The following is a 26,247-nucleotide window of genomic DNA, read 5'->3' as shown; positions in this document are numbered from 1 at the left end:
GGAAACCCCAGGACCCCCGTCGGGCCGTGTCACGCGGCCCGGCGGGGCGTCCGTCTTTCTGCTGCGAGGAGCGATTTTCGATGGCCGATGTGGCGACGCTGGTCGAGCAGGCCCGGCAGGGCCGTCCCCGGGCGGTGGCCCGGCTGATCACGCTGGTGGAGAACGCCGCGCCCGAACTGCGCGAGGTGATGGCGGCGCTCGCCCCGTACAGCGGGCGGGCCTACACGGTGGGCCTGACCGGCTCGCCCGGGGTGGGCAAGTCCACCTCCACCTCGGCGCTGGTGAGCGCCTACCGCCGGCTCGGCAAGCGAGTCGGGGTGCTGGCCGTCGACCCGTCCTCGCCGTTCTCCGGCGGGGCGCTGCTCGGCGACCGGGTGCGGATGCAGGAGCACGCCACCGACCCGGAGGTGTTCATCCGCTCGATGGCCACCCGCGGCCACCTCGGCGGCCTGGCCTGGGCCGCCCCGCAGGCGCTGCGGGTGCTGGACGGGGCCGGCTGCGACGTGATCCTGGTGGAGACCGTCGGCGTCGGGCAGTCCGAGGTGGAGGTCGCCGCGCAGGCCGACACCTCGGTGGTGCTGCTGGCCCCCGGCATGGGCGACGGCATCCAGGCCGCCAAGGCGGGCATCCTGGAGATCGGCGACGTGTTCGTGGTCAACAAGGCCGACCGGGACGGCGCGGACGCCACCGCCCGCGAGCTCAACCACATGCTCGGCCTGGGGGAGTCCCGGCAGGCGGGCGACTGGCGGCCGCCGATCGTCAAGACCGTGGCGGCCCGCGGCGAGGGCGTGGACGAGCTCGTCGAGGCGCTGGAGAAGCACCGCGGCTGGCTGGCCGAGACCGGCGAGCTGGACGCCCGCCGCCGGCGCCGGGCCGCCCAGGAGGTCGAGGCGATCGCGCTGGCCGCGCTGCGCGCCCGGATCGGCGACCTGCGCGGCGACCGGCACCTGGACGCGCTGGCCGGGCAGGTCGCGGCGGGCGAGCTCGACCCGTACGCGGCGGCCGACCGGCTGGTGGCCGAACTGACCTCCTGAGGCTGCCGTCAGCCCCGGCCGCGGAGCCCGCGCAGGTGCTCGGCGATCGGGGCCAGGGCCGCGTACAGCGCGTCCAGCTGCTCGTCGGTGAGCCGGTCGATGAAGTGCTCGCGGACGCTGCGGACGTGGTCCGGGGCGACCTTGCGGAGCGTCTCCCAGCCGTGCTCGGTCAGGTGCGCGTACAGGCCGCGGCGGTCGCCCGGGCACTCCTGGCGCAGCACCAGGCCGGCCGTCTCCATCCGGGTGATCTGGTGCGAGAGCCGGCTCTTGGACTGCAGGGTGGCGGTGGCCAGGTCGGTCATCCGCATCCGGCGGTCCGGGGACTCGGAGAGCACCACCAGGATCTCGTAGTCGTTGATGGCGAGGTTGTGCGCCTGCAGTTCCCGGCTCAGCTGGTGGTCGAGCAGCTTGCCGACCTCCAGGTGGGCGCGCCAGAACCGCTGCTCACGGGCGTCGAGCCACGGGGCGTCCGCCTCCCCGTCCCGGCGGGAGGCGGGGACCGCGGGCGCTTCGGTCACAGGGTTGTCCATGCGGCCGAGTATAGCCGAAGTTGTTCAATGTTGTACGAATTCACCGTCCGGACCACCGCGCTCGACCGGGGTCCGAGCCGACTGCTCCGCCCACGCACCACCGTCACCGCGGGCGGCCGGATCCGGCCGCCCGTGGCCAATTCCCGGCCCGGAGTCAAACGGTGACACAGAGTTGGGCATAATCGCGCCCATGACGACGCGGAGCGCGCACTTCCATTCGATAGCCGACGGTATATACGCATGGCAGCCGCAGCAACGCGGCTGGGGACTGGCCAACTGCGGCCTGGTCACCGCCGGCGGCTCCGCGCTGTGGATCGACACCCCCTACGACCGCACCCTGGCCGGCGAGTTCCTGGAGCGCACCCGCGCCGTCCTCGCCCCCGGCACCGAGGTCGGCCGGATCGTGGTCACCCACGCCAACGGCGACCACCTCTGGGGCGCCGGCGTCCTGCCCGACGCCGAGGTCATCACCACCCGCGAGGCCCTGCACCACATCGCCTACGAGCCGACCCCCGAGCAGCAGCACGCCCTGCTGCAGAACCTCGACAAGGACGACGACACCGGCGCCTACCTGCACGAGCACTTCGGCTGCTTCGACTGGGCCGACACCCCGCCGGTCGTCCCCGACACCGTCTTCACCGGCGAACTCGAACTGCGCGTCGGCGACATCCCGGTGCAGATCAGCAGCCTCCCGCCGGCCCACACCAGCGGCGACCTGATCGTCCACCTGCCCACCCGCTCCACCGTCTTCACCGGCGACATCGTCTTCGGCTCCACCGCCGAGAGCCCCGGCGACCACCCCGTGCACTGGGCCGGCCCGCTCGGCAACGTCATCGACGCCGTCGAACGGCTGCTCGACACCGGCGCCGAGACCGTCGTCCCCGGCCACGGCCCGCTGCTCACCCGCGCCGACCTGCGCACCCACGCCGGCTACCTGCGCTACGTCCGCGACCGCGCACACGCCCTGCACGCCGCCGGCCGCACCGCCGCCGAAGCCGCCCGGGCCGTCATCGACGAGGCCCGCTACCCCGAACTCGGCCTCCCCGAACGGCTGCTGGTCACCATCGGCACCGAGTACCGGCACCTCGACGGCGCCGAACCCCCCGCCATGCTCGAGGTCGTCGGCCGGATGGCCGGCCTGGCCCGGCAGCGCGCCGCCCGCACCGCCTGAACCGACCCCAGCACCCCCTCCGACCCCAGCGACGACTTCCCCGAGGACCCCATGGTCGAGATCGTGCTCGCCCTGCTGGCCGGTGCCGCGCTGACCGCAGGACCCCTGCTCTGGTCGGCCCGGCGGGCCACCCGCACCGCCCGGGCCGCCACCCAGCGCGCCACCGAGGCCGAGACCCGCGCCCAGGGCGCCGAGGTCCGCGCCCGGGCCGCCGAGGACCGCGCCCGCACCGGCGAGGACCGCGCCCGCACGGCCGACGGCCGGGCCCACGCCGCCGAGGCCCGGCACACCCTCGCCGAAGCCCGGCTGGCCACCGCCGTCCGCGAACTCACCCACCTCGCGCACGAACGCCTGCCCGCCGCCGCCACCGCGCTCACCCACCCCCGCACCCCCGTCCCCGGCCCGCTCGACACCGGCACCGGCCACGAGGAACTGCACCGCGCCCTGGACGCCGTCCTGGGCACCGCCGTCCGCGCCGCGCTCGCCGAACGCGAACGCACCGACGCCGCCGCCCGGGCCGCCCTGCGCGGCGCCGCCTCCAAGATCCAGGCGCTGCTGATCCAGGTCCGCTCGCTGCTGGAGGAGCTCCAGCTCACCGTCGACGACCCCCGGATGCTCGCCCTCGACTTCCGCAACGAACTCACCCTGCGCCGGGTGCAGTCCCTCGCCGTGCTCTCCGGCGCCTGGCCCGGCATGACCCGGGAGGACTCCCCGCTCGCCGAACTCTGCGTCGGCGCGCAGTCCCGGGTGGCCGGCTACGCCCGCGTCGAGATCACCAACCACCTGCGCGAACCCCGGCTCGCGGTGGCCGCCCGGGCCGCCGAACCCGTCGCCATCGCGCTCGCCGAGATCCTCGGCAACGCCACCGCCTACTCGCACCCCGAGACCCGGGTCGTGGTCTCCGTCGAACAGGGCAGCTCCGGCGCCCTGGTCGTGGTCGACGACATGGGCGTCGGCATGGAGCCCGACCAGCTCGAACGGGCCCGCGACCTGCTCGACGGCCAGGCCGAGGTGCTGCTCACCGAACTCGGCGACCCGCCGCAGGCCGGCTTCGCGGTGATCGGCCTGCTCTGCCGCCAGTTCGGCTTCGGCTGCCGGGTCGAACCCTCCCCGTACGGCGGCGTCCGCGCCATCCTGCGGCTGCCCGCCGACCTGCTCACCCTCACCGACCCGGCCGCCCCGCTCTCCGCCCTGGCCCCCCGCCCGATCACCCAGACCGCCCCGGTGTTCGACGCGGGCGACGCCCTGCCCACCCGCAAGCGCCGCGCCCCCCGCGTCCCGCACCAGGACGCGCCGTCCCCCCTCCCCGCCCCGGCGGGCACCAGCCCCGACCGGGCCCGCAGCGCGTGGTCGGCCCTCCAGTCCGGCACCGCCGCCGGACGCAGCGCCGCCGACCGGCCGGCGCGCCCCGCCGGACCCGCCGCACCCGAAGGAGTCGAAACCCCGTGACCGCCCAGCTCCGCCGCCACACCGAGGACCTCTCCTGGGTCCTCACCCCGCTGCTCGACCTGCCCGGCGTCCAGAACGCCGTCATCGCCACCGGCGACGGCCTGGTCACCGGCCACTCCGCCGACCTCGGCCGGGACGGCGCCGACCGGGTCGCCGCCATGACCGCCTCGCTGCACGCCGCCGCCCGCGCCTTCACCACCGCCTTCACCGGCGCCGAGAAGGTCAAGCTCAACCAGACCGTGGTCGAGTCCGAGCACGGCTACGCCGTGGTCACCCCGGCCGGCGAGAACTCCTCGCTGGCCGTCTTCGCCCTCCCCGGCGCCGACCTCGGCACCATCGCCTACCAGATGCAGGTCCAGGTCGCCGCGCTCGCCCGGGCCCTGGCCAGCCCCGCCCGGGAAGCGAGCCACACATGACCGCCTCCCCCCGCCCGCAGGGCCCCCGCCGCCGTCTGGTGCCCGCCTACCTCGCCACCCAGGGCCGCACCGCCGCGGCCGGCACCCACCGCCTGGAACGGCTCAGCGTGCTGCACGCCGCCGCCGACCTCCCGGCCGGACTCGGCGGCGAACACCGCCAGTTATGGGAACTCGTCCGCCCCGGCGCCCTGACCGTCGCCGAGGCCGCCGCCCACCTGCGGCTGCCCGTCAGCGCGACCGTCTTCATCGCCGCCGACCTGGCCGAACGCGGCGCCCTGGCGGTCCGCGCGCCGATCCCCTCCGCCCAGCCGGTCAACCGGGACCTCGCCGAAAGGCTCCTCAGTGGACTTCGCGCCCTCAAGTAGCACCGTCACCCTGCCCGGTGACGGACCCTCGGGGGCCCCGGCCTACCTGCCCCCCACCGACCCGATCCTGATGAAACTCATGGTCACCGGGCCCTTCGGGGTCGGCAAGACCACCTTCGTGCGCACCCTGTCGGAGATCCCGACGCTGCACACCGAGGAGACCATGACCGCCGCCGGCGCCCCCGTCGACGACACCAGCCGCACCCCCGGCAAGACCGCCACCACCGTCGCCGTCGACTTCGGCCGACTCACCCTCTCCGCGGGCGAGTTCGTCCTCTACCTGTTCGGCACCCCCGGCCAGCGCCGCTTCCTCCCGCTCTGGGAGGACCTCGCCCGCGGCGCCCTCGGCGCCCTCGTGCTGGCCGACACCCGCCGGCTCGCCGACGCCTTCGACGCCATGGACCTGATCGAGGAAGCCGGCCTGCCCTACGCCGTCGCCGTCAACCGCTTCCCCGACACCCCGCCGATCGCCCTCGACGCGATCCGCGCCGCCCTCGACCTCGACCCCGCCACCCCGCTGGTCGAGGTCGACGCCCGCGAACGCGAAGGCTGCGTCGACGCCCTGATCGCCCTCACCGAGCACGTCCTGGACCGCCTCCCCCAGGAGACCTCCCCGTGACCCCCCGCACCGCCCTCTACGGGCCCCAGTTCGCCGCCGACCCGCACGCCCACTACGCCCGGCTGCGCGACCGCGGACCGCTCGCCCCCGTCGAACTCGCCCCCGGCGTCGACGCCTGGCTGGTCACCGACTACCACGTCGCCCTCGAAGTCCTCCGCGACACCGACACCTGGACCCGCGACCCGCGCCGCTGGCAGGCCACCCAGCCCGCCGACTCCCCGCTGCTCCCGCTGTTCGGCTGGCGCCCCACCGCCCTCTTCTCCGACGGCCCCGCCCACACCCGCTACCGCCAGGTCATCACCGACAGCGTCGGCATCCTCGAACCCCACCTGCTGCAACGCGACACCACCGCCGTCGCCGAACAGCTCATCGCCGAGTTCGCCGGCAGCGGCAAGGCCGACCTGCTCGCCCAGTACGCCTACCGGCTCCCGCTGCTCATCCTCACCTCCTGGTACGGCGTCCCCGACCCGGACATCGACCGGATCAGCACCGCGATGAACCGCTCCTTCGAAACCTCCACCGGCGCCGCCGCCGCGTACGCCGACCTGGTCGCCGTCATCACCGAACAGGTCGCCGACCGCCGCACCGCGCCCCGGCACGACCTGATCTCCGCCTTCCTCGGCCACCCCGCGAAGCTCGCCGACGACGAGGTCGTCCGGCACATCACCCTCACCCTGATGGCCGGCCACGAACCCACCGCCAACCTGATCGCCAACGCGCTGCTGCGGATGCTCTCCGACGACCGCTACGCCGGCTCGCTGCACAGCGGCGCGATGACCGCCCACGACGCGGTCAACGAGGTGCTCTGGAACGACCCCCCGCTGTCCAACTTCTCCCCGCACTACCCCCGGCACGAGATCGTCTTCCACGGCACCCCGCTCACCCCCGAGCAGCCCGTCCTGGTCTCCTACGCCTCCGCCAACGCGCAGGCCGTGCTCACCCCCGCCGAGAGCGAGTCCCTCGGCGGCTCCTACGCCCACCTCGCCTGGGGCGCCGGCCCGCACCGCTGCCCGGCCCGCCAACCCGCCGTCCTGATGGCCGTCACCGCCGTCGAGTACCTGATCAGCCGCCTCACCGACCTCCGCCTCGCCGTCCCCACCCCGGACGTCTTCTGGCGCCCGGGCCCCATTCACCGGGCCCTGGTCTCCCTCCCGGTGGAGTTCACACCCGTGTGAGAGCGCTGCTCGCGCCCCGCCAGATCACGCACCGCCAGATCGCGCACTGGCAGGGGCGCGGGGAACTGCGCGGCCGAGCGAGCACGCACAGCCAGACCGCCTCGCAGGACAGTGTGCTGCACTGTCTCGCGACCTCGCTGACGCGCTCCTCCGCTGCGCGCAGTTCCCCGCGCCCCTGCTTTCGCATCCCCACCTACAGCCCGAAGCGCCGCCCCAGGTCTCCCAGGTTGCCGAGCCCCGCCGCCCCGCCGCCGTGCTGCTGCTGCGGGACGTTCGCGCCGGGGATGCCCGGCTCCGCGCCGACCACGCCGACGGACCTCTCGGCCATCAGCGTCTCGGAGGACTGCATCAGCACCTGCCCGGCCCCGATGAACTCGAACTGGTGCTCCTCGCCGCTGGCGCCGCCGATCCCGGTCAGGTGCCGCAGGCCGCCGAGGACGCCGTGCAGGTAGCTGTGGTCGTAGTGGTGGCAGGGCGCGGGGCAGTCGGCCCAGCCGACCAGGGCCTGCGGGTCGACCCGGATCGGGGGTTCGACGAAGTGCACCGGCCCGTTGGACGCGGCGACGAACTTGCCGGTGCCGATCAGGGTCAGGAACCCGGGGATGATCGACTGCTTGAGCCGCAGGGTGGGCTCGAAGGCGAGCAGGTTGCCGGAGCGGACGGTCAGGTTGCCGTCCTCCAGGTCGTACGAGTTGAGGTCGTACGAGCGGTCGGCGAGCAGCAGTTTGCCGCGGCCCTCGGCGACGACCCAGTCGGCGGCGTGCAGCGGGGAGTTGAAGTTCTGCTCCAGGACGCGGTCGAGCGCGCCGCGGCCGATCCCGGAGAAGCGCATCTCGCCGTAGTAGGCGATCATCTTGCCCTTCTGCAGGTAGTACGCGCCGTTCAGGTCGACCGAGAAGCAGTACGGGTTGACGTTGTCGTTGGCGGGCAGCGTGCCGGCGTCCCAGACCTGCGGGCCGTCGCCGCCGGGCGGCTGGAACACCGGCGCGCCGAACTGCCCGGCGGGGGGCGCCTGGTGGGGCGGCGGGGGGACGTGCATCCCGGCCTGGGTGGCCTGGTGGGACTGCTCGTACTGCTGCTGGGAGTACCCGGGCGGGGGGCCCTGCGGCGGGTACGGCTGGGGCTGCTGGCCGTACGGCTGCTGCCCGTACGGCTGCTGGCCGTAGGGCGACTGCGGGGGCTGCGGGGGGTAGGACATCAGAGCTTCACCTCGCTGGCCTGCACGTACACCGTGCCCTGCCCGGACAGTTCGAGCTGGAACGCCTCGCCGGAGCCGCGGCCGACCATGTCGCGCCAGCCGAGGGCGGTGGAGAGCTTGTTGGTGACCTCGCCGCGGTGCGCGACGTAGGCCTGCGGGTCGACGTGGACGGACTGGCCGGGGAAGATCGGGAGTTCGATCACCCCGCCGTGGGCCATCACGGCGACCGCGCCCTTGCCGGTGAGCTTGGTGGTGAACAGGCCCTGGCCGGTCACCTGGCCGCGGACCACGCCCATCAGGCCGCCCTGCTGGCCCATGAACATGGTGGACTGCTGCAGGCTGCCCTCGAAGGCGAGCAGCCGGTCGGCCTCCACGTACAGGGTGTCGCCGACGAGGTCGATCACGTGCACGTGGTGGCCGCCGTGGCCGAACATCACGGTGCCGTGGCCCTCGACGGTCATCAGCGGGGTGTCCTCGTTGGCGACCCGGCGGCCGATCATCGACATCACGCCGCCCTGGCCGCCCATCAGGTTGGGCTGGAAGGAGACCTCGCCGGTGTAGCCGAGCATCGAGCCGCGCTGGGAGAGGACCCGCTGGCCGGGCACGATCTGCGCGGAGATCATCTTGCTGTTGATCCGGGTGAAGGCCATCAGACCTCGCCTCCCAGCGTCCTGCGCTCGGAGGGCTGGACGTAGACCAGGCCCTCGCCGGTGAACTCGACCTGCATGGCCTCGCCGCCGCCCTCGCCGATCAGGGTGGTCCAGCCGGCCCCGGACTTGAGCGCCCGCTGCAGGTTGCCGGTGTGGGCGATGTACGCGCCCGGGTCGACCCGCAGCGGCAGCCCCTGGGAGACCCGGAGGATCACTGCGGGGCCGTCCGAGGTGACCGCGGCCCAGCCCTGGCCCTCGACCTTGGTGGTGAACAGGCCGTTGCCGCTGGCCATGCCGTTCAGGCCGGTGAAGGAGGTGCCGGTGCGCAGCGTCGCCTCGGTGGCGAGCAGGTTGTCGGACTCGACGAACAGCGTCTCGCCGTTCAGCCGGACCAGGTTGATCTCGGTGGCCTTGTCGGCGAAGTAGCAGGTGCCCTGCCCCTTCACCTCCATGACCTCCATGCGTTCGCCGGTGAGCCGGCGGGTGACCATGCCGCGCAGGCCGTCGCCGCCGCCGGTGAGCTTCTTGAAGCCCATCTGCCCGGTGTAGGCGACCATCGAGCCGTTGCGTGCCTTGACGGTGTCCCCGGCGAGATCGACGGCGAGGACTCTGGACCCCTGGAGTCGGAACTGTGCCACGTCCGGGAATCTAGCGGCCCCCTCCCCGGCTGGGGAGGGGAACCGGGCGGGCTGGTACCCGTTCGGTACGAAACCCGTACATCGGACATACCGTCAGGCGGACATACCGGACGAATTGCCGGCGGTCAGACCGCCTGCGGCAGCGCCCCCGCGGAGACCTCGACCTCCAGCAGCGAGGCCGAGTGCCGCTCGGCCTCGAACGCGGCGCGGCCGCCGCGCAGGCCGAACAGGCGCTTGGAGAGCATGATCCAGAGCACCGCGGCGATGTTCAGCAGCAGCGTGCAGATCTTCAGCGCGCTGACGTGCTCGGTGAGTTCGTAGCCCTCCAGCGGCAGGAACGCGGCGGTGGCGACCACGGTCAGGTACTCGGCCCAGCGGTGGCCCCACCACAGGCCGAACGCCTCGACGATCTCGATCAGCGCGTACACCACCAGCGCCGCGGCCACGTAGACCAGGGTGGAGTGCTTGTAGTCGAAGGTCTTGCGGATGGTGTCGACGATCGGCGAGTGCTCCAGGTCGAAGTGGAAGTGGTCGGTGACCGGCTTGAAGACGGTCAGGTTCTCGTCGAAGATCCGGCGCACCGCGTCCTGGCTGTTGGAGAACTTCCACACGCCCCAGGCGACGATCACGATCAGCAGGCCGCGCAGCAGCCGCTCGACGGCCAGGAAGCGCAGGATGAACAGGTCGCGCAGCGCCTTGCCGCGGGGCACCAGCGGCGCGTCCCCGGCCGGGCCGGAGCCGTGCGGGGCGCCGAGGGCGAAGTCGCCGCAGCGCAGGCAGCGCCAGGCGGTGCCGACGGCGGTGGCGGTGTGCAGGCGCTCGCGCAGCTCGGGTTCGTCGGGCGCGTAGGTGATGTGGCCGCGCTTGGCGCAGGTGTGCCGGTCCCAGTCCCGTTTCAGCATGGTGCGTTCCCCCGTGGGTCTGCGCGGCCCGGCGGTCGGGTCGCGCGCAGCACAGCAGAATAGGGGGTCCGCGGTCGGGGGCGGCGTCGGGTCGGTGATAATAGTCCCGGCTTGTGCATCCGTTCACAAACCCGCCGCCCGTCCTGCCCCCGTGAGGAATCCCCGTGAAGAGCGTCGCCGCCGTCCACCGCCTGCGCCTGGTCTCCGGCCCCGAGGGCCTGTCGTTCCTGCTGCTGCTGGTCTGCTCGGTGCTGAAGCGCACCACGAGCTTCAACGCCGTCCCGGTGATGGGCACGGTGCACGGCGTGCTGTTCATCCTCTACCTGGTGTTCCTGGTCCAGGCGTACCAGGCCCGCCGCTGGGAGCCGAAGCGCGGCCTGCTGCTGTTCGTGCTGTCGGTGCTGCCGACCGGCGGCTTCTTCGCCGAGCGGATGCTGGCCAAGGAGGAGCGCGGCGAGCTGGACGGGGCGGCGCCGGCCGCCGCCTGACCCCGGACGTGGTGCGCGGCGGCCGGGCCTCTTCGTGGGAGGCCCGGCCGCCGCGGGCTTTTCTGCTACCGGGTCGGCGTCAGCTGACGTTCACCGCGGTCCACGCGGCCGCGACCGCGTTGTACTCGGCCGAGCCGGAGCCGTACAGGTCCTTCGCCGCGTTCAGGGTCGCGGTGCGGGCGGCCTTGTAGTTGGTGGTCGAGGTCATGTAGACGCTCAGCGCCCGGTACCAGACCTGGGCGGCCTTGTCCCGGCCGATGCCGGTGACGGCCGCGCCGTTGTAGGTGGGCGAGTTGTAGCTGACGCCGTTGACGGTCTTGGCGCCGCTGCCCTCGGCCAGCAGGTAGAAGAAGTGGTTGGCGACGCCCGAGGAGTAGTGGACGTCCTTGCTGCCGACGGTGGAGGACCAGTAGTCGGCGGACGCGCCGTCCTTGGAGGGCTTGTCCATGTAACGGAGCGGCGTGCCGTTGCCGTTGATGTCGATCAGCTCGCCGATGAGGTAGTCCGGGTTGTCCTTCGGCAGGTTCGCGTAGAACTCGACCATGGTGCCGAAGATGTCGGAGGTGGCCTCGTTCAGGCCGCCGGACTCGCCCGAGTAGTTGAGGCCCGCGGTGTTGGAGGTCACACCGTGGCTCATCTCGTGGCCGGAGACGTCGAGCTCGGTCAGCGGGTGGCTGTTGGAGGCGCCGTCGCCGTAGGTCATGCAGAAGCAGCTGTCGTCCCAGAACGCGTTGACGTAGTTGCGCCCGTAGTGGACCCGGCTGTACGCGCCGACGCCGTCGCCGCGGATGCCGGCCCGGCCGAAGGTGTTCTTGTAGAAGTCCCAGGTGACGGCCGCGCCGTACTGGGCGTCGACGGCCGCGGACTCGCCGTTGGAGGCCAGGCCGTTGCCCCAGGTGTTGGTGGACTTCGAGTAGAGGGTGCCCTTGCCCGAGGTCTTGTTGGCCAGCGTGGTGGTGTACTGGCCGCCGCGGGTGGCGTCCTTCAACTGGTACGCGGTGCCGGTGTAGTTGGTGGTCAGCGGGACGCTGCCGACGAAGACGCCGTTGCCGGTGCCGGTCGCGTTGGCGGTCTGGATCTCCTCGTGGGTGGAGAGCACCGCGCCGGTGTCCGCGTCGGTGACCAGCAGCTGGCGGCTCGGGGTGCCGTCCGCCCGCAGGCCCTCCACGGTGGTGCGGTAGGCCAGGCGCGGGGCGCCGTCGGCGGCCCAGACCACCAGCTGGGCGTCGCCGCTGGCGCCGGAGACCGAGGTGAGGGCGGACTCGTCGGCGTCCTTGGCGATGCCGACGGTGGCCTGCACCGCGCCGGTCGCCTTGCCGGCGGCCTGGCCGGCCGTCAGCTTCGGGCTCAGCGAGGCGGGGGCCAGGCTGCCGGCGACGGCCTTGTCGGTGGACTTGAGCTTGCCGTTGGCGGCCTGGTGCACGACCAGGTCGCCGCCGAGCACCGGCAGCCCGTTGTAGGTGCGCTCGTAGCGGAAGTGGCGGGTGCCGTCGGCGTCGACGACGACGTCCTTGACGACCAGCTTCTCCTGGGCGCCGAGGCCCAGGGCCTTGGCGGCGGCGGGGGCCTGGGCGGCGGCCAGCGCGAGCTGGTCGCCGCGGTTGAGGGAGGCGGGGTTGGGTGCGGCGTACGCCATGCCGGCGCTCACCTGGATCGCACCGGCCAGCAGGGCCGAGGCAGAGAGAACGGCGCCGACAGCGAGCTTTCGCTTCACGTACGGGTTCCTTCCGGATCAACCGCGTCTGTGCGGTCGCACCGCGCTCCGGGGCACCGGGGTCAGTGCCTGCTGGGGCGGAACGGGTGCTGACGTGCAGCTCCGTGCGGTCAGATGACAGGCGCCGGTGGGGTGGGCCGGCGGTGTCGAACGGGGCTGGCCAGAAGCATGACGACGCGGAGAATCCCGGAACAGCGGTTCGGCAACTATTGGCAAACTCTCGCCAGCGGACCGGCAATGGGGGTGCCGGGAAATCGGAGGTTTCGCTGCGAACCACGCGGTGCGGGCTGGGCGAAGGCCCAACTCCATTGAAAACACTGAATATTGCCGGAATATGCACGGTAAAGGGCGGCCAACGGGCTGCCCCCGTCTGTTTGGCGTGATCCCGCCAAGGGGGCCGGGTTGTCCACCATCGTGGACACCTGCTACCCCCGCCCGGCCCCGCGGGTACGGTGGGGGCGTGCCCAAGCCCCTCGCCCTCGACTTCGACCCGATCGCCCGCGCCGACGAGCTCTGGACCCGCCGCTGGGGCAAGGTGCCGTCCATGGCGGCGATCACCTCGGTGATGCGCGCCCACCAGATCCTGCTCGGCCGGGTCGACGCCGTGGTCAAGCCCTACGGCCTCACCTTCGCCCGCTACGAGGCCCTGGTGCTGCTGACCTTCAGCCGCTCCGGCGAACTCCCGCTCTCCAAGATCGGCGAGCGCCTGATGGTCCACCCCACCAGCGTCACCAACACCGTCGACCGCCTGGAGCGCTCCGGCCTGGTCACCCGCCGCCCCAACCCGCTCGACGGCCGCGGCGTGCTGGCCGCCATCACCGACCGCGGCCGCCGGGTCGTCGAGCAGGCCACCCGCGAACTCGTCGCCGTCGAGTTCGGCCTGGACGGCTACGACGCCGACGCCTGCCACGAGGTGTTCGAACTGCTCCGCCCGCTGCGGGTCGCCGCCGGCGACTTCGAGCCCCCCGCCGAGGAGGGCCCCGACCGGGGCGACGCGTAGGGGCGGTTACCCTCGACTGCATGAAGCAGAGTGTGCTGACCCGCTACCGCGCCATGGCCTACCTCACCGGTGTGCTCCTGATCCTGCTCACCCTCGGGGTGATCGCCAAGTACGCCCTCGACATCTCGGGCGCGGCGGGCTTCACCACCGCGGTCGGCATCGCGCACGGCTGGCTGTACGTGGTCTACCTGGCGTTCGCCTTCGACCTGGGCACCAAGGCCAAGTGGCCGATGGGCAAGCTCGCCTGGACGCTGCTGGCCGGCACCGTCCCCACCGCCGTGTTCTTCGTCGAGCGCCGGGTCACCCGCGAGGTCGCCCCGCTGATCGTCACGCCGGAGCCGGTCGCCGCCTGACCGCGCCCGCACCAGCGCTCTGCCGGGGCGCCCCTTCCGCCGGAAGGGGCGCCCCTCGCGTGTCCGGGGGTCGCCATCGACAGGTACTAGGACGTCCGAGTAAATTACTAGGACATCCAAGCAGTTCTTCCGCCGCCCCCACCGGAGCGGCCGTACGGAGCGGGAGTCGGAGCCGATGGACGCCGAGCAGATCGAGGCCGGCCGGCAGCGCTGGCAGCAGCGGTACGACAAGGCGCGCAAGCGCGACGCGGACTTCACCACGCTGAGCGGCGAGGACGTCGACCCGGTCTACGGCCCGCCCGCCGGCCAGGACGTCGAGGGCTTCGAGCGGATCGGCTGGCCCGGCGAGTACCCCTACACCCGCGGCCTGCACCCCACCGGCTACCGCGGCCGGGCCTGGACCATCCGCCAGTTCGCCGGCTTCGGCAACGCCGAGCAGACCAACGAGCGCTACCGGATGATCCTGGAGGCCGGCGGCGGCGGCCTCTCGGTGGCCTTCGACATGCCGACCCTGATGGGCTACGACTCCGACGACGACCGCTCGCTCGGCGAGGTCGGCCACTGCGGCGTCGCCATCGACTCCGCCGCCGACATGGAGGTGCTGTTCCGCGGCATCCCGCTCGGCGAGGTCACCACCTCGATGACCATCAGCGGCCCGGCCGTCCCGGTCTTCTGCATGTACCTGGTGGCCGCCGAGCGCCAGGGCGTCGACCCCGGCGTGCTCAACGGCACCCTGCAGACCGACATCTTCAAGGAGTACATCGCGCAGAAGGAGTGGCTCTTCGCCCCCGAGCCGCACCTGCGCCTGATCGGCGACCTGATGGAGCACTGCGCCGCCGGCATCCCCGCCTACAAGCCGCTCTCGGTCTCCGGCTACCACATCCGCGAGGCCGGGGCCACGGCCGCCCAGGAGCTCGCCTACACGCTGGCCGACGGCCTCGCCTACGTCGAACTCGGCCTCTCCCGCGGTCTGGACGTCGACGTGTTCGCCCCCGGCCTGTCCTTCTTCTTCGACGCCCACCTCGACTTCTTCGAGGAGATCGCCAAGTTCCGCGCCGCCCGCCGGATCTGGGCCCGCTGGATGCGCGACCACTTCGGCGCGAAGACCGAGAAGGCGCAGTGGCTGCGCTTCCACACCCAGACCGCGGGCGTCTCGCTGACCGCCCAGCAGCCGTACAACAACGTGGTCCGCACCGCGGTCGAGGCGCTGTCCGCCGTCCTCGGCGGCACCAACTCGCTGCACACCAACGCCCTCGACGAGACCCTCGCGCTGCCCAGCGAGCAGGCCGCCGAGATCGCCCTGCGCACCCAGCAGGTGATCATGGAGGAGACCGGCGTCACCAACGTCGCCGACCCGCTCGGCGGCTCCTGGTACGTCGAGGCGCTCACCGACCGGATCGAGGCCCAGACCGAGGAGATCTTCCGGCGGATCCTCGACAAGGGCAGCGCCGAGCACCCGATCGGACCGATGACCTCCGGCATCCTGCGCGGCATCGAGGAGGGCTGGTTCACCGGCGAGATCGCCGAGGCCGCGTTCCGCTACCAGCAGGGCGTCGAGAAGGGCGACAAGCGGGTGGTCGGCGTCAACTGCCACCCCCGCAGCGTCACCCCCGAACTGGAGATCCTCCGGGTCAGCCACGAGGTCGAACGCGAGCAGGTCCGGGTCCTGCGCGAGCGCAAGTCGCACCGCGACGAGGCCGCCGTCCGGGCCGGCCTGGACGCGATGCTCGAAGCCGCCCGCTCCGGCACCAACATGATCGAGCCGATGCTCCGGGCGGTCCGCGCCGAGGCCACCCTCGGCGAGATCTGCCATGCCCTGCGCGAGGAGTGGGGGACCTACCGGGAGAACGCCAGCTTCTGACCCCGTCCGCCCGGCAGCCCCCTTCCCCGCGCCGGACCGGAGCCGCCGGCCCGACGGCCGGTCGGGCCCCGGCGGCCGGTCAGGCTTCGGCGGCCGGGCGGTGCAGCAGCCCCGGGAAGGGGCCCAGCAGCAGGGTGGTGAAGCGGCGGATCCACTCGGGGGTGACGGGTTCGCCGCTCACCAGCAGCCGGTGCTCGACGGTGCCGGCGATGGTGTCGAAGATGATGCCGATCTCCTCGTCGGCGGCGGCCGGGTCCCGGTCCGGGTCCATCTCGCCGCGGGCCTGGGCGTTGGCCCGGCCGAGCTCGACCAGCACCTTCTGCGGCTGGACGATCCGCTCCCGGATCCGCCGGCGCAGCTGCGGGTCGCGGGAGCCCTCGGCGAACAGGGCGAGCAGCGCGGCCTGGGTCTCGGGCAGGGTGAGCAGTTCGGCGAAGCGGGCGACCACGGCCTCGATGTCGGCCTGCAGGCTGCCGCGGTCGGCGCACTCCAGCTGGTCGAAGAGGCTGGCGATGGCGTCGACGACCAGTTCGCTCTTGGACGGCCAGCGCCGGTAGAGGGTGGTCTTGGCGACGCCGGCCCGCTGGGCGACGTCGCCCATGGTGAGGCCGCCCCAGCCGAGTTCGGCGAGCGCCTCGCGGGTGGCGTCGAGGATGGCCTGGTCGGCGGCGGCGCTGCGCGGGCGGCCCTTGCCGCGGGCGGCGGGGGAGGCCGGGGCGTCCGCGGCGGGCGGGTCCTGGTGCTCGGCGGGCTGCCGGGTGGTGGGGGCCACCGCGCCTCCTGGCTTGTTTACTCAGAAGTAACTTGGTGGTCCCACGGTAGCGACATGCCGTGGTGACCGGCACCCGCCGCGCGGTGGAAAGTGGGGCAGCTCACGCTCCGGGAGGGGGCGCGGGGCTTGCGGGGGGAGCCCGGGAGGCAGATACGCTACGACCAGTAGCGAAAGAGCGACGACCAATCGCGCCCGGCCCCTGGGATCGGGCGGGCGCGCGGTGCGGGTGGGGACCCGCGCCGGACGGTCCGGGCCCCGCCGGGGAGGCGGACGGCCCGCTCCGGGTTTTTCCGGGCGGATGGCGCCCGGCACCGGCTCCGACGGGGGAGGATAGAGCCATGCAGTCACGGAATTCGCGTCTCAACAGCTCCGCCCTGCGCGGTGCGGTGGACCTCGCCGCGGTGAAGGCGGCCGGAGAGGCCGCCCAGAAGGCCGAGCAGACCCGGGCCGAGCGGGCCCGGCAGGCGGCGACGGGCGACGGCCCGGCGCTCGCGGACTACCCCCTGGTGCTGGACGTCACCGAGGAGACCTTCGAGTCCGAGGTGGTCCAGCGCTCGGCCGAGGTCCCGGTGGTGGTGGACTTCTGGGCCGAGTGGTGCGGCCCGTGCAAGCAGCTCAGCCCGATCCTCGAGCGCCTGGCCGAGGAGTACGCGGGCCGGATCGTGCTCGCCAAGATCGACGTGGACGCCAACCAGCTGATCGCCCAGCAGTTCGGCATCCAGGGCATCCCGGCCGTGATGGCCGTGGTGGCGGGCCAGCTGGTGCCGCTGTTCCAGGGCGCCGAGAACGAGGCCAACGTCCGCAAGATCCTGGACCAGCTGATCGCGGTGGCCGAGCAGCGCTTCGGCATCGTCGGCGGCCGGGCGGGCGGCGGCGGCGAGGACGCGGCGGCCGAGCCGCGGGTGCCGGCCGACCCGGCGCTGGAGGCGGCGCACGAGGCGCTGGACCGGGGCGACCTGGCCGGCGCGGTGCGGGCGTACCAGAACGTGCTGAGCGAGCGCCCCGGCCACGTCGAGGCCAAGCTGGGCCTGGCCCAGGCGCAGCTGCTGCACCGGGTGGAGCAGCTCGACCCGCAGCAGGTGCGGGCCGACGCGGCGGGCGACCCGAAGGACGTGCCGGCCCAGCTGCGGGCCGCCGACCTGGACCTGGTCGGCGGGCACGTGGAGGACGCCTTCGGACGCCTGGTCGACACCGTCGCCCGGACGTTCGGCGACGACCGGGACGCGGCCCGGGTGCGGCTGCTGGAGCTGTTCGAGGTGATCGGCCCGGAGGACCCGCGCACGGTGGCGGCCCGTCAGGCGCTGGCCCGGGTGCTGTTCTGACCGGCGGTCCGGGCGTCGCCGGGCGGCGTCCCGGCGGCACCCGGTGACACCTCGGGTGACCTGCGGTGTCGTCGGCGATTTGACGACTTTCGAGTGCCGTTCCGGCGCGTTTACCAAATCTTGATAACACCCCTCCGCGGTCACGGCTCGTGACCGCGGAGGGGTGTTTCGTCGGTGTTTCCACGGGTCGGAATCGGCCGTGCGAGCGATTTCGGTCACACTCCGTTGCGGAGCCTTCGATTCCATGATCGACCCCGTTCACTGTTGGATTACCCGTCAGTAACGGACCTCTTGTGCTCCGCCCCGGTTTGGACAACGATCGGCGACGCCCGGTCCCTCGGCGACGAGGGGTCCCCACCGGGTGAGGACAGGGGGGTAACCGCAGATCCCACGCGGCGGTTCCTGACCTCGAAACGGTCGCGCGGCCCGCGCGGCCGCCTGGTTGTCGCTCGGGGGTGATCGCCGGCGCCGTCCCCACGGCAGCAGGCGCTCTCCGCTACCGAGGACGTAGCTCTCTCCCATCCCGGGCCGGACCACGTGCGGGACGCACCGGACCGGCCGGAGATGTACGTCCTAGAAGGAGGACCACGCATGTCCCAGTCCTACGGCAAGACCCGCTGGAAGCGCTTCGCCCTGGTGATGGTGCCCAGCATCGCGGCCACCGCCGCGATCGGCGTCTCGCTGGCCAACTCCGCGCTGGCGGCCTCGTTCTCGGTCTCCGGCCAGCAGTTCAAGGTCACCGTCGACGACCTGCAGGGCGAGGGCTTCTCGCAGTTCGGCAGTGTGGACGCCGAGAAGAACGGCACCCTGCACCCGGTGGCGGTCTCGGCCTTCGACCACGCGACGCTGAAGAACCTGTGCCAGTCGGTCGTCACCGACCTCTCCGGCGTCGGGCTCGGCAAGTGGACCCTGGTCCTGCGGGCCGGCCAGAGCGACGACAAGGCGAAGCAGGTCGACGCCCAGCAGCTGCTGATCGACCTCGACCAGCTGAACGCGGACGCCGAGTTCAAGAACATCAACATCGGCCAGGACGCGGGCACCCTCAAGGGCTCCGCGGTCGACAAGCTCCAGCACGACGGCGGCAAGCTGCCGAGCGGCGCCCAGGGCTTCGCCCAGGCCGCCGAGTCCGCGCACCTGCAGCACGTCCAGCAGACCGCGTGGGCCACCTCGGCCGGCACCTTCACGCTCAACGGTCTGAAGCTCAACATCAACAAGGGCTCGGGCGACGGCGTCGAGTGCTACTAGTCCGCGGCTAGCGCGGGCCCGCAGGCCGGGCCCGCCAGCGGACCACGGGTCCGGGGAGGCGGCCGAGCGCCGTCTCCCCGGACCGCACCCGGCACACCCGGGGCCATCCGTCTTTCCCCTCGGACCCACCATCGAGGAGTCGCACCATGTCCAGCGCAACCGTCGAGGCCTGGCCCGAGGGCCAGGTCGGCTTCGCCAGCCGAGTCCGGCGGGGGTTCCGCAACTGGCGGCGCACCCGGCCGTTCTGGGGTGGGCTGATTGCGATGATCGCGGGCGTCCCGATCCTGTACTTCCCCTACGCGCACCTCAGCCTGGGCGGCCTGACGGTGGCGATGGCCACCACCGCCGGCGCCGGCTCGATGATCATCGGCCTGCTGATGATCTCGCTCGGGCTGACCGCCTGGTTCCAGCCGATGGTGCGGATCTTCTGCGGCGTGGCGACCACCATCCTGGCGCTGATCTCCATCCCGGTCTCCAACCTCGGCGGGTTCGGCATGGGCCTGGTGACCGGCCTGGTCGCCGGCGGCCTGCTGGTCTCCTGGGCCCCGCTGCCGCCGAAGCCGGCCGCCGAGGGCGCCGACCCGGGCACCGCCGAGTCCGTCGTCGCACCGGACGGCGCGCCCACCGCGCAGCTGCCCGCCCAGGCCGCGGCCGAGCCGCCGCTGGAGCACGGCACCGCCCCGCACACACCCGCCGAGGAGGAGCAGCGGTGACCGGATCCGAGAAACCGACCGTCCCCGGCCCGCGGCACGCCGTGCCCCGGGAAGGGGTGCGCTCCCGGCTGCGGGGCCGGGCGCTGGCGATCGCCGCGGTGCCGACCGCGCTGCTGGTCGGCGCGGCCTACACGCCGACGCTGGCGGCGGCCGCCGACCCGCAGCAGGCCGGGAACTGCGCTCCGGACAGGGTGCTGAAGGAGACGCCCGTCCCGAAGAGCGAGATCAAGGTGCTGCCGGACTCCTCGGTCCAGCAGGCCGCGGCGCTGCGGCAGTCCGAGGCCGGGCAGGCGCCCGCGGGCAGCGCGGCCGCGGTGCCCGCCGTGTACACCGGGGGCGCCGCCGCGCAGTCCGCCGTGTACACGGTGCCGAAGGCGGCCGCCGCGCCCGGCGGCACGGTGCAGCAGGCCGGGGTGATCGACGACCTGTGGAACAACCTGTTCCACCCGGGCGCGAGCGCCTCGCCGTCCCCGACGCCCACGCCCGCGCCGACCGCGAAGCCCGGCACCGCCGCGCCGACCACGGCCCCCGCGGCCACCCCCGCCCCGTCCGGCGCCCCCCGCTCCGCCACCACCGCGCCCGCCACGACGCCCGCGCCGACCCCCTCGGCCGGCGCCACCGCGTCCAAGGGCGCCGCGGCCAAGCCCACCGCCGCGCCGTCCGCCTCGTCCTCGCCCTCGCCGTCCGCCGCCGCCTCGGCGAACCCGAACTGCCTGGTGAGCACCAAGGGCCTGGCCGCGAAGGCGGCCCCGTCGGGGCACGTGGTGCCGGACCAGAACTGGGTGCTGCACTCGACCCGGCTGGCGCTGCACGGCTCGGTGTTCAACGGCGTCTACGACGTCACCACGGAGAGCGGCACCAAGCGGGTGCTGAAGTTCACCACCGACAGCGTCGACATCGAGAACCTCGACATGTCGACCATCCAGATCCCCGGGCTGACCTTCCACGTGAAGAGCCGCGAGGGGTCGACCTCGACCATGCGCAACGGCCCGGTCACCATGTACGTGGAGAGCCTGTCGGGCAACCTGGCGGCGGTCTACGGCCTGCCGATCCTGATCGACCTGGGGCAGATCACGCTCACCCCGGACACCCTGCCGAAGTGGCTGTGGGACCTGCTGGGCGCGGTGCCGATCCCGCTGGACCTGACCCTGACCAACGCCAAGGCGGTGCAGGCGGGCCAGTTCGGCGGCGACCTGACCATCCCCGGCATGCGGCTGTTCAACGACAAGACGCCGTACGACGGCTGACCCTGAGCCGCCGCCACCGAACGCCGCAGGGGCGGGACCCGGTCCTCGGGTCCCGCCCCTGCGGCGTTCAGGCGTCCGTGCGGGGGGCTCAGCCCTCCGAGCGGGCGCCCAGGTGGTGCACCTGCACCATGTTGGTGGTGCCGGGGATGCCGACCGGCACGCCGGCCGTGACGATCACGGTGTCGCCCTCGGCGAGGCGGTTCATCTTGAGCAGCTCGCGGTCGACCTGCTCGACCATCTCGTCGGTGGTGGCCACCTGCTCCGAGACGTACGCCTCGACGCCCCAGCTCAGCGAGAGCTGGTTGCGGGTGGCGACGTCCGGGGTGAAGGCGATCACCGGGATCGGCGAGCGGTAGCGGGACAGGCGGCGCGCGGTGTCACCGGACTTGGTGAACGCGACCAGCGCCTTGCCGTCGAGGAAGTCGCCCAGCTCGCACGCGGCGCGGGCGACCGAGCCGCCCTGGGTGCGCGGCTTGCGGCCCGGGTTGAGCGGCTGGAGGCCCTGCGAGAGCAGCTCCTCCTCGGCCTTCTCGGCGATCCGGCTCATGGTCTTGACGGTCTCGACCGGGTACTTGCCGACGCTCGACTCGGCGGACAGCATGACCGCGTCCGTGCCGTCCAGGATGGCGTTGGCGACGTCGGAGACCTCGGCGCGGGTCGGGCGCGAGGCGTGGATCATCGACTCCATCATCTGGGTGGCGACGATGACCGGCTTGGCGTTGCGGCGGGCCAGGGTGACCAGCTGCTTCTGGACCAGCGGCACCTTCTCCAGCGGGTACTCGACCGCGAGGTCGCCGCGGGCCACCATGATCGCGTCGAAGGCGAGGACGATCTCCTCCATCGCCTCGACGGCCTGCGGCTTCTCGATCTTGGCGATGACCGGCACCCGGATGCCGACCTCGTCCATGACCTTGTGCACGTCGTCGATGTCCGCGGCGTTGCGGACGAAGGACAGCGCGACCATGTCGACGCCCAGCTGCAGGGCGAAGCGCAGGTCGTCCTTGTCCTTCTCGGACAGCGCGGGGACGTTGACCGCCGCGCCGGGCAGGTTGATGCCCTTGTTGTTGGAGAGCACACCGCCCTCGACCACCACGGTCTTCACCCGCGGGCCGTCGACGCTGACGACCTCCAGGGCGATGACGCCGTCGTTGATCAGGATCGGGTCGCCGGGCTTCACGTCGCCGGGCAGGCCCTTGTAGGTGGTGCCGCAGATGTGCTGGTCACCGGGGACGTCCTCGGTGGTGATGGTGAACGTGTCGCCGTTGTCAACGGTCACCGGGCCGTTGGCGAAGGTCGCCAGACGGATCTTGGGGCCCTGCAGGTCGGCCAGCACGCCGATGGTGCGGCCGGTGTCCTCCGAGACCTGGCGGACGCGGCGGTACCGGTCCTCGTGCTCGGCGTGGGAGCCGTGGCTCATGTTGAGGCGGGCGACGTTCATGCCCGCTTCGACGATGGCCTTCAGCTGTTCGTAGGAGTCCGTCGCGGGACCCAGGGTGCAGACAATTTTCGCTCGGCGCATATCCGTCAGTCTATCCGTTCGTGTTATCGGTACATTCAGCTCGAATCGTCAGATATCGCCAACGAACATTCCGAGGGGTGGGATACTGACGGGTAGTCATCCCGCGCGGGACCTACACCTCGTGGACCAGCGCGAACGTCTGCTGGGCGATCTCCAGCTCCTCGTCGGTCGGCACCACCGCGACGGTGACCCGCGAGTAGGACGGCGAGACCGTCCGGGCGTCCCGGGAACGCACCGCGTTCAGCTCCGGATCGACCGAAATGCCCAGCTCCTCCAGATTGGCACAGACCGCGGCCCGCACCTCGGCGGAGTTCTCCCCGACACCCGCGGTGAACGCCACCGCGTCCACCCGCCCCAGCACCGCGTAGTAGCCGCCCAGGTAGCGCCGGATCCGGTGCACGTACGAGTCGAACGCCAGCTTGGCGTCCTCCTCCCCCTCCTGGGCCCGGCGGACCACCTCGCGCATGTCGTTGTCCCCGCACAGGCCCAGCAGGCCGCTGCGCCGGTTCAGCAGGTCGTCGATCTGGTCGATGCTCATCCCGCCGACCCGGTGCAGGTGGAACACCAGGCCCGGGTCCACGTCGCCGGAGCGGGTGCCCATCACCAGGCCCTCCAGCGGGGTCAGCCCCATCGAGGTCTCCACGCACACCCCGCCCGCCACCGCCGAGGCCGAGGCGCCGTTGCCCAGGTGCAGCACGATCACGTTCAGCTCCGCCGGGTCCCGGCCGAGCAGCCGGGCGGTGGCCCGCGAGACGTACTGGTGCGAGGTGCCGTGGAAGCCGTAGCGGCGCACCCGGTGCTCGTCGGCGGTCCTCCGGTCGATCGCGTAGCGGGCCGCGTGCTCGGGCAGCGTGGCGTGGAACGCGGTGTCGAACACCGCGACCTGCGGCAGGTCCGGGCGCAGCGCCCGGGCCACCTCGATGCCGGTGATGTTCGCCGGGTTGTGCAGCGGCGCGACCGGGATCAGCCGGCGGATCTCGGCCAGGACCGCGTCGGTGACCAGCGTCGGCCGGGTGAAGCGCAGCCCGCCGTGCACCACCCGGTGGCCGATCGCCGCCAGCTCCGGCGAGTCCAGGCCCATCAGGTCCTTCGCCAGCTCGTCGGCCACCGCCCGCAGCGCCACGTCGTGCCCGTCGAAGCGCCGCAGCGTCTCGCGCGGCTCCCCGGTCAGCGGCAGGTGCAGCAGCCGGCCGGCCTCCTCGCCGATCCGCTCCACCAGGCCGGAGGCCAGCCGGGAGCCGTCCAGCATGTCGATCAGCTGGTACTTCACCGAGGACGACCCGGCGTTCAGCACCAGGACACGGGTACCGGCGGTCACTGGGCGCCTCCTGCGGCGGGGGTCTCGGCGGCGGGCTGGGACTGGATCGCGGTGATCGCCACGGTGGAGACGATGTCCTCCACCAGGGCGCCCCGGGACAGGTCGTTCACCGGCTTGTTCAGGCCCTGCAGCACCGGGCCGACCGCGATCGCCCCGGCCGAGCGCTGCACCGCCTTGTAGGTGTTGTTGCCGGTGTTCAGGTCCGGGAAGATCAGCACGGTGGCCCGGCCGGCCACCGCCGAGCCCGGCAGCTTGGTCGCCGCGACGCGCGCGTCCACCGCCGCGTCGTACTGGATCGGCCCCTCCACCAGCAGGTCCGGGCGCAGCTCGCGGACCAGCTCGGTGGCCTTGCGGACCTTGTCCACGTCCGCGCCCGAGCCCGAGGCGCCGGTCGAGTACGACAGCATCGCCACCCGCGGCTCCACCCCGAACTGGGCCGCGGTCTCCGCCGACTGGACCGCGATGTCGGCCAGCTGCCGGGCGTCCGGGTCCGGGTTGACCGCGCAGTCGCCGTACACCAGCACCTTGTCGGCCAGGCACATGAAGAACACCGAGGAGACGATCGCCGCCCCCGGCGAGGTCTTGATCACCTCGAAGGCCGGGCGGATGGTCGCCGCCGTCGAGTGCACCGCGCCCGAGACCATGCCGTCCGCGATGCCCTCCTGCACCATCAGGGTGCCGAAGTACGAGACGTCGGTGACCACGTCCAGCGCCCGCTCCACCGTCATGCCCTTGTGCGCCCGGGCCTTCGCGTACAGCTCGGCGAACTGCTGGCGCAGCGGGCTGGCCGCCGGGTCGACGATCCGCAGCTGCGCGCCCGCGTCGCCGGCCTGCGGGAGCTCGATGCCGAGCGCGGCCAGCTTGCGGTGCACCTCGTCCGGGGCGCCGAGCAGGGTCAGGTCGCAGATGTTGCGGCGCAGCAGCACCTCGGCGGCGCGCAGCACCCGGTCCTCGGTGCCCTCCGGCAGGACGATGTGCCGGCGGTCCGCGCGGGCCCGCTCCAGCAGGGCGTGCTCGAACATCATCGGGGTGACCCGCTCGGACCGGCTCAGCTCGATCCGGCTGGTCAACTCGACGGTGTCCACGTGCAGTTCGAACAGGCCGAGGGCGATCTCGGCCTTCCGCGGGCTGTTCGGGCCGATCCGGCCCTCCAGGTGGGTGAGGGCCGCCGCGGTCAGCCAGGAGCCCTCGGTCACCTCGGCCACCGGGGTGCCCGGGGCCAGCCGGGAGGCCAGCGCCATCACGTTCGGGCCCGGGTGCTGGCCGAGCGTCAGCAGCACGCCGGCGATCGGCGGGGAGCCCGCCGCGTGCGCCGCCAGCGACCCGATCACCAGGTCCGCCCGGTCGCCCGGGGTCACCACCAGCGCGCCCTCGGTCAGCGCGTCCAGGAAGGTCGGCAGCATCGCCCCGCCGAACACGAAGTTCCGCACGTCCCGGGAGAGCCCCGCCGCGTCGCCCAGCAGCACCGTCGCGCCGGTCGCCTCCACCAGCTGCGCCACCGTCGGCGCGGCCAGCGCGGGCTCCTCCGGGATCACGTACACCGGTACCGGCAGCTTCTCGGTCAGCGCCCGCTGCACCTGCTGCTTGGCCCCCGGCCGGACCCGGTTGGCCACCATCGCCAGGATCGAGCACCCCAGGTCCCGGTACGCCCGGTGCGCGTTGCGCACCTCCGCGACCACCGCCTGCGGGTCCTCGTGCCGGCCGCCGACCACCGGCAGCACGCCCGCCCCGAACTCGTTCGCCAGCCGGGCGTTGAAGGCCAGCTCGTCCGGGATGTTGGTGTCCGAGAAGTCGGTGCCCAGCACCAGCACCGCCTGGCAGCGCCGCTCCAGCTGGTGGAAGCGCTCCACCAGCGCCGAGACCAGCTCGTCCTGCCCGCTGGCCGCCTGCAGCGCCGCCGCCTCGTCGTACGTCAGCCCGTACAGCTCGGAGACCGGCAGGTCCAGCCGGTACCGGCCGCGCAGCAGTTCCACCACGTGGTCGCCGGCCGCCCCACCGCCGTCCGCGGCGTGCACCAGCGGACGGAACACGCCCACCCGGTCCACCTGGCGGGTGAGCAGTTCCATGACCCCGAGCTCCACGGCCTGCCGGCCGTCCCCCCGGTCGATCCCGGTCACGTACACGCTGCGCGCCACGGTGGAGCTCTCCGTCCGGTCGTCCCAGGCTGCGGTCACACCGACCATACCGTCGTACAACACGGGCACCGTGCTGCGGCACCGGCGCTACCGCCGGACGGGGCGTCAGACGTTCAGGTAGACCGGGCAGCCGAGGCCGGCCAGGGCGCAGGAGGCGGCGAAGGGGGTGAGGCTGCGGGTCTCGAAGTACGTTGGTGAGGAAGCGGACGGAGGCGTAGCCAGCCAGGAAGGCGGCCGGCGAGCCAGCCGGTGCCGCCGCGCTTGAGGCGCTCGGCGGTGTAGAGGACCAGGCTGTTGAGGGCGAGGAAGAACGCGGCCGGGTTCGGCTTGCCGAGGGCGTCGCGCAGCAGGTGGTCCAGGGCCGGTCCGGCGGTGCCGACCGGGACGGTGGGCAGCACGAGCAGCCGGGCGAG

The 26,247-nt window shown here is 72.9% G+C and carries 26 protein-coding genes; 15 read left to right on the top strand and 11 right to left on the bottom strand.

Annotated elements, in window-relative coordinates:
* Positions 1-80 precede the first annotated feature (80 nt).
* Entirely contained in the window at positions 81-1,034 is a 954-nt protein-coding gene (meaB, locus tag EDD39_RS00960; RefSeq protein ID WP_123552851.1) for a methylmalonyl Co-A mutase-associated GTPase MeaB, read from the top strand.
* Between the two features lie 8 nt (positions 1,035-1,042).
* Here meaB and EDD39_RS00955 read toward each other — a convergent pair whose 3' ends face one another.
* Complete coding sequence (locus EDD39_RS00955; RefSeq protein ID WP_123552849.1) at positions 1,043-1,564, bottom strand: MarR family winged helix-turn-helix transcriptional regulator; 522 nt, start codon at positions 1,562-1,564, stop codon at positions 1,043-1,045.
* Between the two features lie 190 nt (positions 1,565-1,754).
* Between EDD39_RS00955 and EDD39_RS00950 the strand changes: the two genes are divergently transcribed.
* From EDD39_RS00950 to EDD39_RS00925, 6 genes are all read left to right on the top strand, one after another.
* A complete protein-coding gene (locus tag EDD39_RS00950) occupies positions 1,755-2,735 on the top strand; it encodes an MBL fold metallo-hydrolase (RefSeq protein ID WP_123552847.1) in 981 nt (326 codons plus the stop codon).
* Between the two features lie 51 nt (positions 2,736-2,786).
* Positions 2,787-4,184, top strand: a complete 1,398-nt coding sequence (locus EDD39_RS00945) for an ATP-binding protein (RefSeq protein ID WP_123552845.1) — start codon at positions 2,787-2,789, stop codon at positions 4,182-4,184.
* The gene (locus EDD39_RS00940; RefSeq protein WP_030457694.1) at positions 4,181-4,600 is read left to right on the top strand and encodes a roadblock/LC7 domain-containing protein; all 420 of its coding nucleotides are present in this window, start codon (positions 4,181-4,183) and stop codon (positions 4,598-4,600) included. The genes EDD39_RS00945 and EDD39_RS00940 overlap by 4 nt, the downstream gene beginning before the upstream one ends.
* On the top strand, positions 4,597-4,965 hold the full coding sequence (locus EDD39_RS00935; RefSeq protein ID WP_123552843.1) for a DUF742 domain-containing protein: 369 nt from the start codon (positions 4,597-4,599) through the stop codon (positions 4,963-4,965). The genes EDD39_RS00940 and EDD39_RS00935 overlap by 4 nt, the downstream gene beginning before the upstream one ends.
* Before the next feature lie 70 nt (positions 4,966-5,035).
* Positions 5,036-5,584 (top strand): GTP-binding protein, encoded by a 549-nt coding sequence (locus EDD39_RS00930; protein ID WP_123560016.1) that lies wholly within the window; start codon positions 5,036-5,038, stop codon positions 5,582-5,584.
* A complete protein-coding gene (locus EDD39_RS00925; RefSeq protein ID WP_123552841.1) occupies positions 5,581-6,759 on the top strand; it encodes a cytochrome P450 family protein in 1,179 nt (392 codons plus the stop codon). Before EDD39_RS00930 ends, EDD39_RS00925 begins: the two co-directional genes overlap by 4 nt.
* Positions 6,760-6,952: 193 nt before the next feature.
* Here the strand turns inward: EDD39_RS00925 and EDD39_RS00920 are convergent, their stop codons facing one another.
* The 4 genes from EDD39_RS00920 to EDD39_RS00905 form a co-directional block, all read right to left on the bottom strand.
* A complete protein-coding gene (locus EDD39_RS00920; protein ID WP_244257075.1) occupies positions 6,953-7,741 on the bottom strand; it encodes an AIM24 family protein in 789 nt (262 codons plus the stop codon).
* Between the two features lie 215 nt (positions 7,742-7,956).
* Positions 7,957-8,607: an AIM24 family protein gene (locus EDD39_RS00915; RefSeq protein ID WP_123552839.1), complete on the bottom strand. Its 651-nt coding sequence runs from the start codon at positions 8,605-8,607 to the stop codon at positions 7,957-7,959.
* Positions 8,607-9,245 (bottom strand): AIM24 family protein, encoded by a 639-nt coding sequence (locus tag EDD39_RS00910; RefSeq protein ID WP_030457688.1) that lies wholly within the window; start codon positions 9,243-9,245, stop codon positions 8,607-8,609. The genes EDD39_RS00915 and EDD39_RS00910 overlap by 1 nt, the downstream gene beginning before the upstream one ends.
* Positions 9,246-9,370: 125 nt before the next feature.
* Positions 9,371-10,144 (bottom strand): DUF2127 domain-containing protein, encoded by a 774-nt coding sequence (locus EDD39_RS00905; protein WP_123560012.1) that lies wholly within the window; start codon positions 10,142-10,144, stop codon positions 9,371-9,373.
* A 161-nt stretch (positions 10,145-10,305) separates the two neighbouring features.
* On the opposite strand from EDD39_RS00905, the gene EDD39_RS00900 reads away from it, so the two are divergent.
* Positions 10,306-10,635, top strand: coding sequence for a DUF3817 domain-containing protein (locus tag EDD39_RS00900; protein ID WP_035953674.1), 330 nt, complete (start codon positions 10,306-10,308; stop codon positions 10,633-10,635).
* Between the two features lie 79 nt (positions 10,636-10,714).
* On the opposite strand, the gene EDD39_RS00895 is transcribed toward EDD39_RS00900, so the two are convergent.
* Complete coding sequence (locus EDD39_RS00895) at positions 10,715-12,349, bottom strand: M4 family metallopeptidase (protein WP_123552837.1); 1,635 nt, start codon at positions 12,347-12,349, stop codon at positions 10,715-10,717.
* Between the two features lie 460 nt (positions 12,350-12,809).
* Here EDD39_RS00895 and EDD39_RS00890 point away from each other — a divergent pair, with 460 nt between their 5' ends.
* The 3 genes from EDD39_RS00890 (at position 12,810) to icmA (ending at position 15,563) form a co-directional block, all read left to right on the top strand.
* The gene (locus EDD39_RS00890; RefSeq protein WP_030909611.1) at positions 12,810-13,349 is read left to right on the top strand and encodes a MarR family winged helix-turn-helix transcriptional regulator; all 540 of its coding nucleotides are present in this window, start codon (positions 12,810-12,812) and stop codon (positions 13,347-13,349) included.
* 20 nt (positions 13,350-13,369) lie between these two features.
* Positions 13,370-13,702 (top strand): DUF3817 domain-containing protein, encoded by a 333-nt coding sequence (locus tag EDD39_RS00885; protein ID WP_123552835.1) that lies wholly within the window; start codon positions 13,370-13,372, stop codon positions 13,700-13,702.
* 175 nt (positions 13,703-13,877) lie between these two features.
* Positions 13,878-15,563, top strand: coding sequence for a coenzyme B12-dependent isobutyryl-CoA mutase large subunit (icmA, locus tag EDD39_RS00880; protein WP_123552833.1), 1,686 nt, complete (start codon positions 13,878-13,880; stop codon positions 15,561-15,563).
* A gap of 79 nt (positions 15,564-15,642) precedes the next feature.
* On the opposite strand, the gene EDD39_RS00875 is transcribed toward icmA, so the two are convergent.
* Complete coding sequence (locus EDD39_RS00875) at positions 15,643-16,335, bottom strand: TetR/AcrR family transcriptional regulator (protein ID WP_208765440.1); 693 nt, start codon at positions 16,333-16,335, stop codon at positions 15,643-15,645.
* Between the two features lie 338 nt (positions 16,336-16,673).
* Between EDD39_RS00875 and trxA the strand changes: the two genes are divergently transcribed.
* The 4 genes from trxA to EDD39_RS39195 all read left to right on the top strand — a co-directional run bounded on the left by trxA (position 16,674) and on the right by EDD39_RS39195 (position 20,862).
* On the top strand, positions 16,674-17,657 hold the full coding sequence (gene trxA, locus EDD39_RS00870; RefSeq protein ID WP_123552831.1) for a thioredoxin: 984 nt from the start codon (positions 16,674-16,676) through the stop codon (positions 17,655-17,657).
* Between the two features lie 591 nt (positions 17,658-18,248).
* Positions 18,249-18,902 (top strand): DUF6230 family protein, encoded by a 654-nt coding sequence (locus EDD39_RS00865; protein ID WP_123552829.1) that lies wholly within the window; start codon positions 18,249-18,251, stop codon positions 18,900-18,902.
* A 146-nt stretch (positions 18,903-19,048) separates the two neighbouring features.
* Positions 19,049-19,615, top strand: a complete 567-nt coding sequence (locus EDD39_RS00860; RefSeq protein WP_123552827.1) for a DUF6114 domain-containing protein — start codon at positions 19,049-19,051, stop codon at positions 19,613-19,615.
* On the top strand, positions 19,612-20,862 hold the full coding sequence (locus EDD39_RS39195; protein ID WP_162869911.1) for a hypothetical protein: 1,251 nt from the start codon (positions 19,612-19,614) through the stop codon (positions 20,860-20,862). Before EDD39_RS00860 ends, EDD39_RS39195 begins: the two co-directional genes overlap by 4 nt.
* A gap of 88 nt (positions 20,863-20,950) precedes the next feature.
* On the opposite strand, the gene pyk is transcribed toward EDD39_RS39195, so the two are convergent.
* The 4 genes from pyk to EDD39_RS40515 all read right to left on the bottom strand — a co-directional run bounded on the left by pyk (position 20,951) and on the right by EDD39_RS40515 (position 26,232).
* On the bottom strand, positions 20,951-22,381 hold the full coding sequence (gene pyk / locus EDD39_RS00850) for a pyruvate kinase (RefSeq protein WP_030457676.1): 1,431 nt from the start codon (positions 22,379-22,381) through the stop codon (positions 20,951-20,953).
* A gap of 112 nt (positions 22,382-22,493) precedes the next feature.
* The gene (locus EDD39_RS00845; RefSeq protein ID WP_030457675.1) at positions 22,494-23,699 is read right to left on the bottom strand and encodes an acetate/propionate family kinase; all 1,206 of its coding nucleotides are present in this window, start codon (positions 23,697-23,699) and stop codon (positions 22,494-22,496) included.
* Positions 23,696-25,834, bottom strand: a complete 2,139-nt coding sequence (gene pta / locus EDD39_RS00840) for a phosphate acetyltransferase (protein ID WP_123560008.1) — start codon at positions 25,832-25,834, stop codon at positions 23,696-23,698. Before pta ends, EDD39_RS00845 begins: the two co-directional genes overlap by 4 nt.
* Positions 25,835-25,947: 113 nt before the next feature.
* Complete coding sequence (locus EDD39_RS40515) at positions 25,948-26,232, bottom strand: hypothetical protein (RefSeq protein WP_341869272.1); 285 nt, start codon at positions 26,230-26,232, stop codon at positions 25,948-25,950.
* Positions 26,233-26,247 lie beyond the last annotated feature (15 nt).

Origin of the sequence: Kitasatospora cineracea, assembly GCF_003751605.1 — a bacterium.
GTDB lineage: Bacteria > Actinomycetota > Actinomycetes > Streptomycetales > Streptomycetaceae > Kitasatospora > Kitasatospora cineracea.
The sequence above is the reverse complement of the archived record's forward strand: the minus strand, read 5'-3'. Positions and strand labels throughout refer to the sequence as shown.

Bases quoted from the DNA above. Each gene is read 5' to 3' on its own strand.
- meaB (WP_123552851.1), top strand. From the start codon at position 81: ATGGCCGATGTGGCGACGCTGGTCGAGCAGGCCCGGCAGGGCCGTCCC.
- EDD39_RS00955 (WP_123552849.1), bottom strand. From the start codon at position 1,564: ATGGACAACCCTGTGACCGAAGCGCCCGCGGTCCCCGCCTCCCGCCGG.
- EDD39_RS00950 (WP_123552847.1), top strand. From the start codon at position 1,755: ATGACGACGCGGAGCGCGCACTTCCATTCGATAGCCGACGGTATATAC.
- EDD39_RS00945 (WP_123552845.1), top strand. From the start codon at position 2,787: ATGGTCGAGATCGTGCTCGCCCTGCTGGCCGGTGCCGCGCTGACCGCA.
- EDD39_RS00935 (WP_123552843.1), top strand. From the start codon at position 4,597: ATGACCGCCTCCCCCCGCCCGCAGGGCCCCCGCCGCCGTCTGGTGCCC.
- EDD39_RS00930 (WP_123560016.1), top strand. From the start codon at position 5,036: ATGAAACTCATGGTCACCGGGCCCTTCGGGGTCGGCAAGACCACCTTC.
- EDD39_RS00915 (WP_123552839.1), bottom strand. From the start codon at position 8,607: ATGGCCTTCACCCGGATCAACAGCAAGATGATCTCCGCGCAGATCGTG.
- EDD39_RS00885 (WP_123552835.1), top strand. From the start codon at position 13,370: ATGAAGCAGAGTGTGCTGACCCGCTACCGCGCCATGGCCTACCTCACC.
- icmA (WP_123552833.1), top strand. From the start codon at position 13,878: ATGGACGCCGAGCAGATCGAGGCCGGCCGGCAGCGCTGGCAGCAGCGG.
- trxA (WP_123552831.1), top strand. From the start codon at position 16,674: ATGCAGTCACGGAATTCGCGTCTCAACAGCTCCGCCCTGCGCGGTGCG.
- EDD39_RS00865 (WP_123552829.1), top strand. From the start codon at position 18,249: ATGTCCCAGTCCTACGGCAAGACCCGCTGGAAGCGCTTCGCCCTGGTG.
- EDD39_RS00860 (WP_123552827.1), top strand. From the start codon at position 19,049: ATGTCCAGCGCAACCGTCGAGGCCTGGCCCGAGGGCCAGGTCGGCTTC.
- pyk (WP_030457676.1), bottom strand. From the start codon at position 22,381: ATGCGCCGAGCGAAAATTGTCTGCACCCTGGGTCCCGCGACGGACTCC.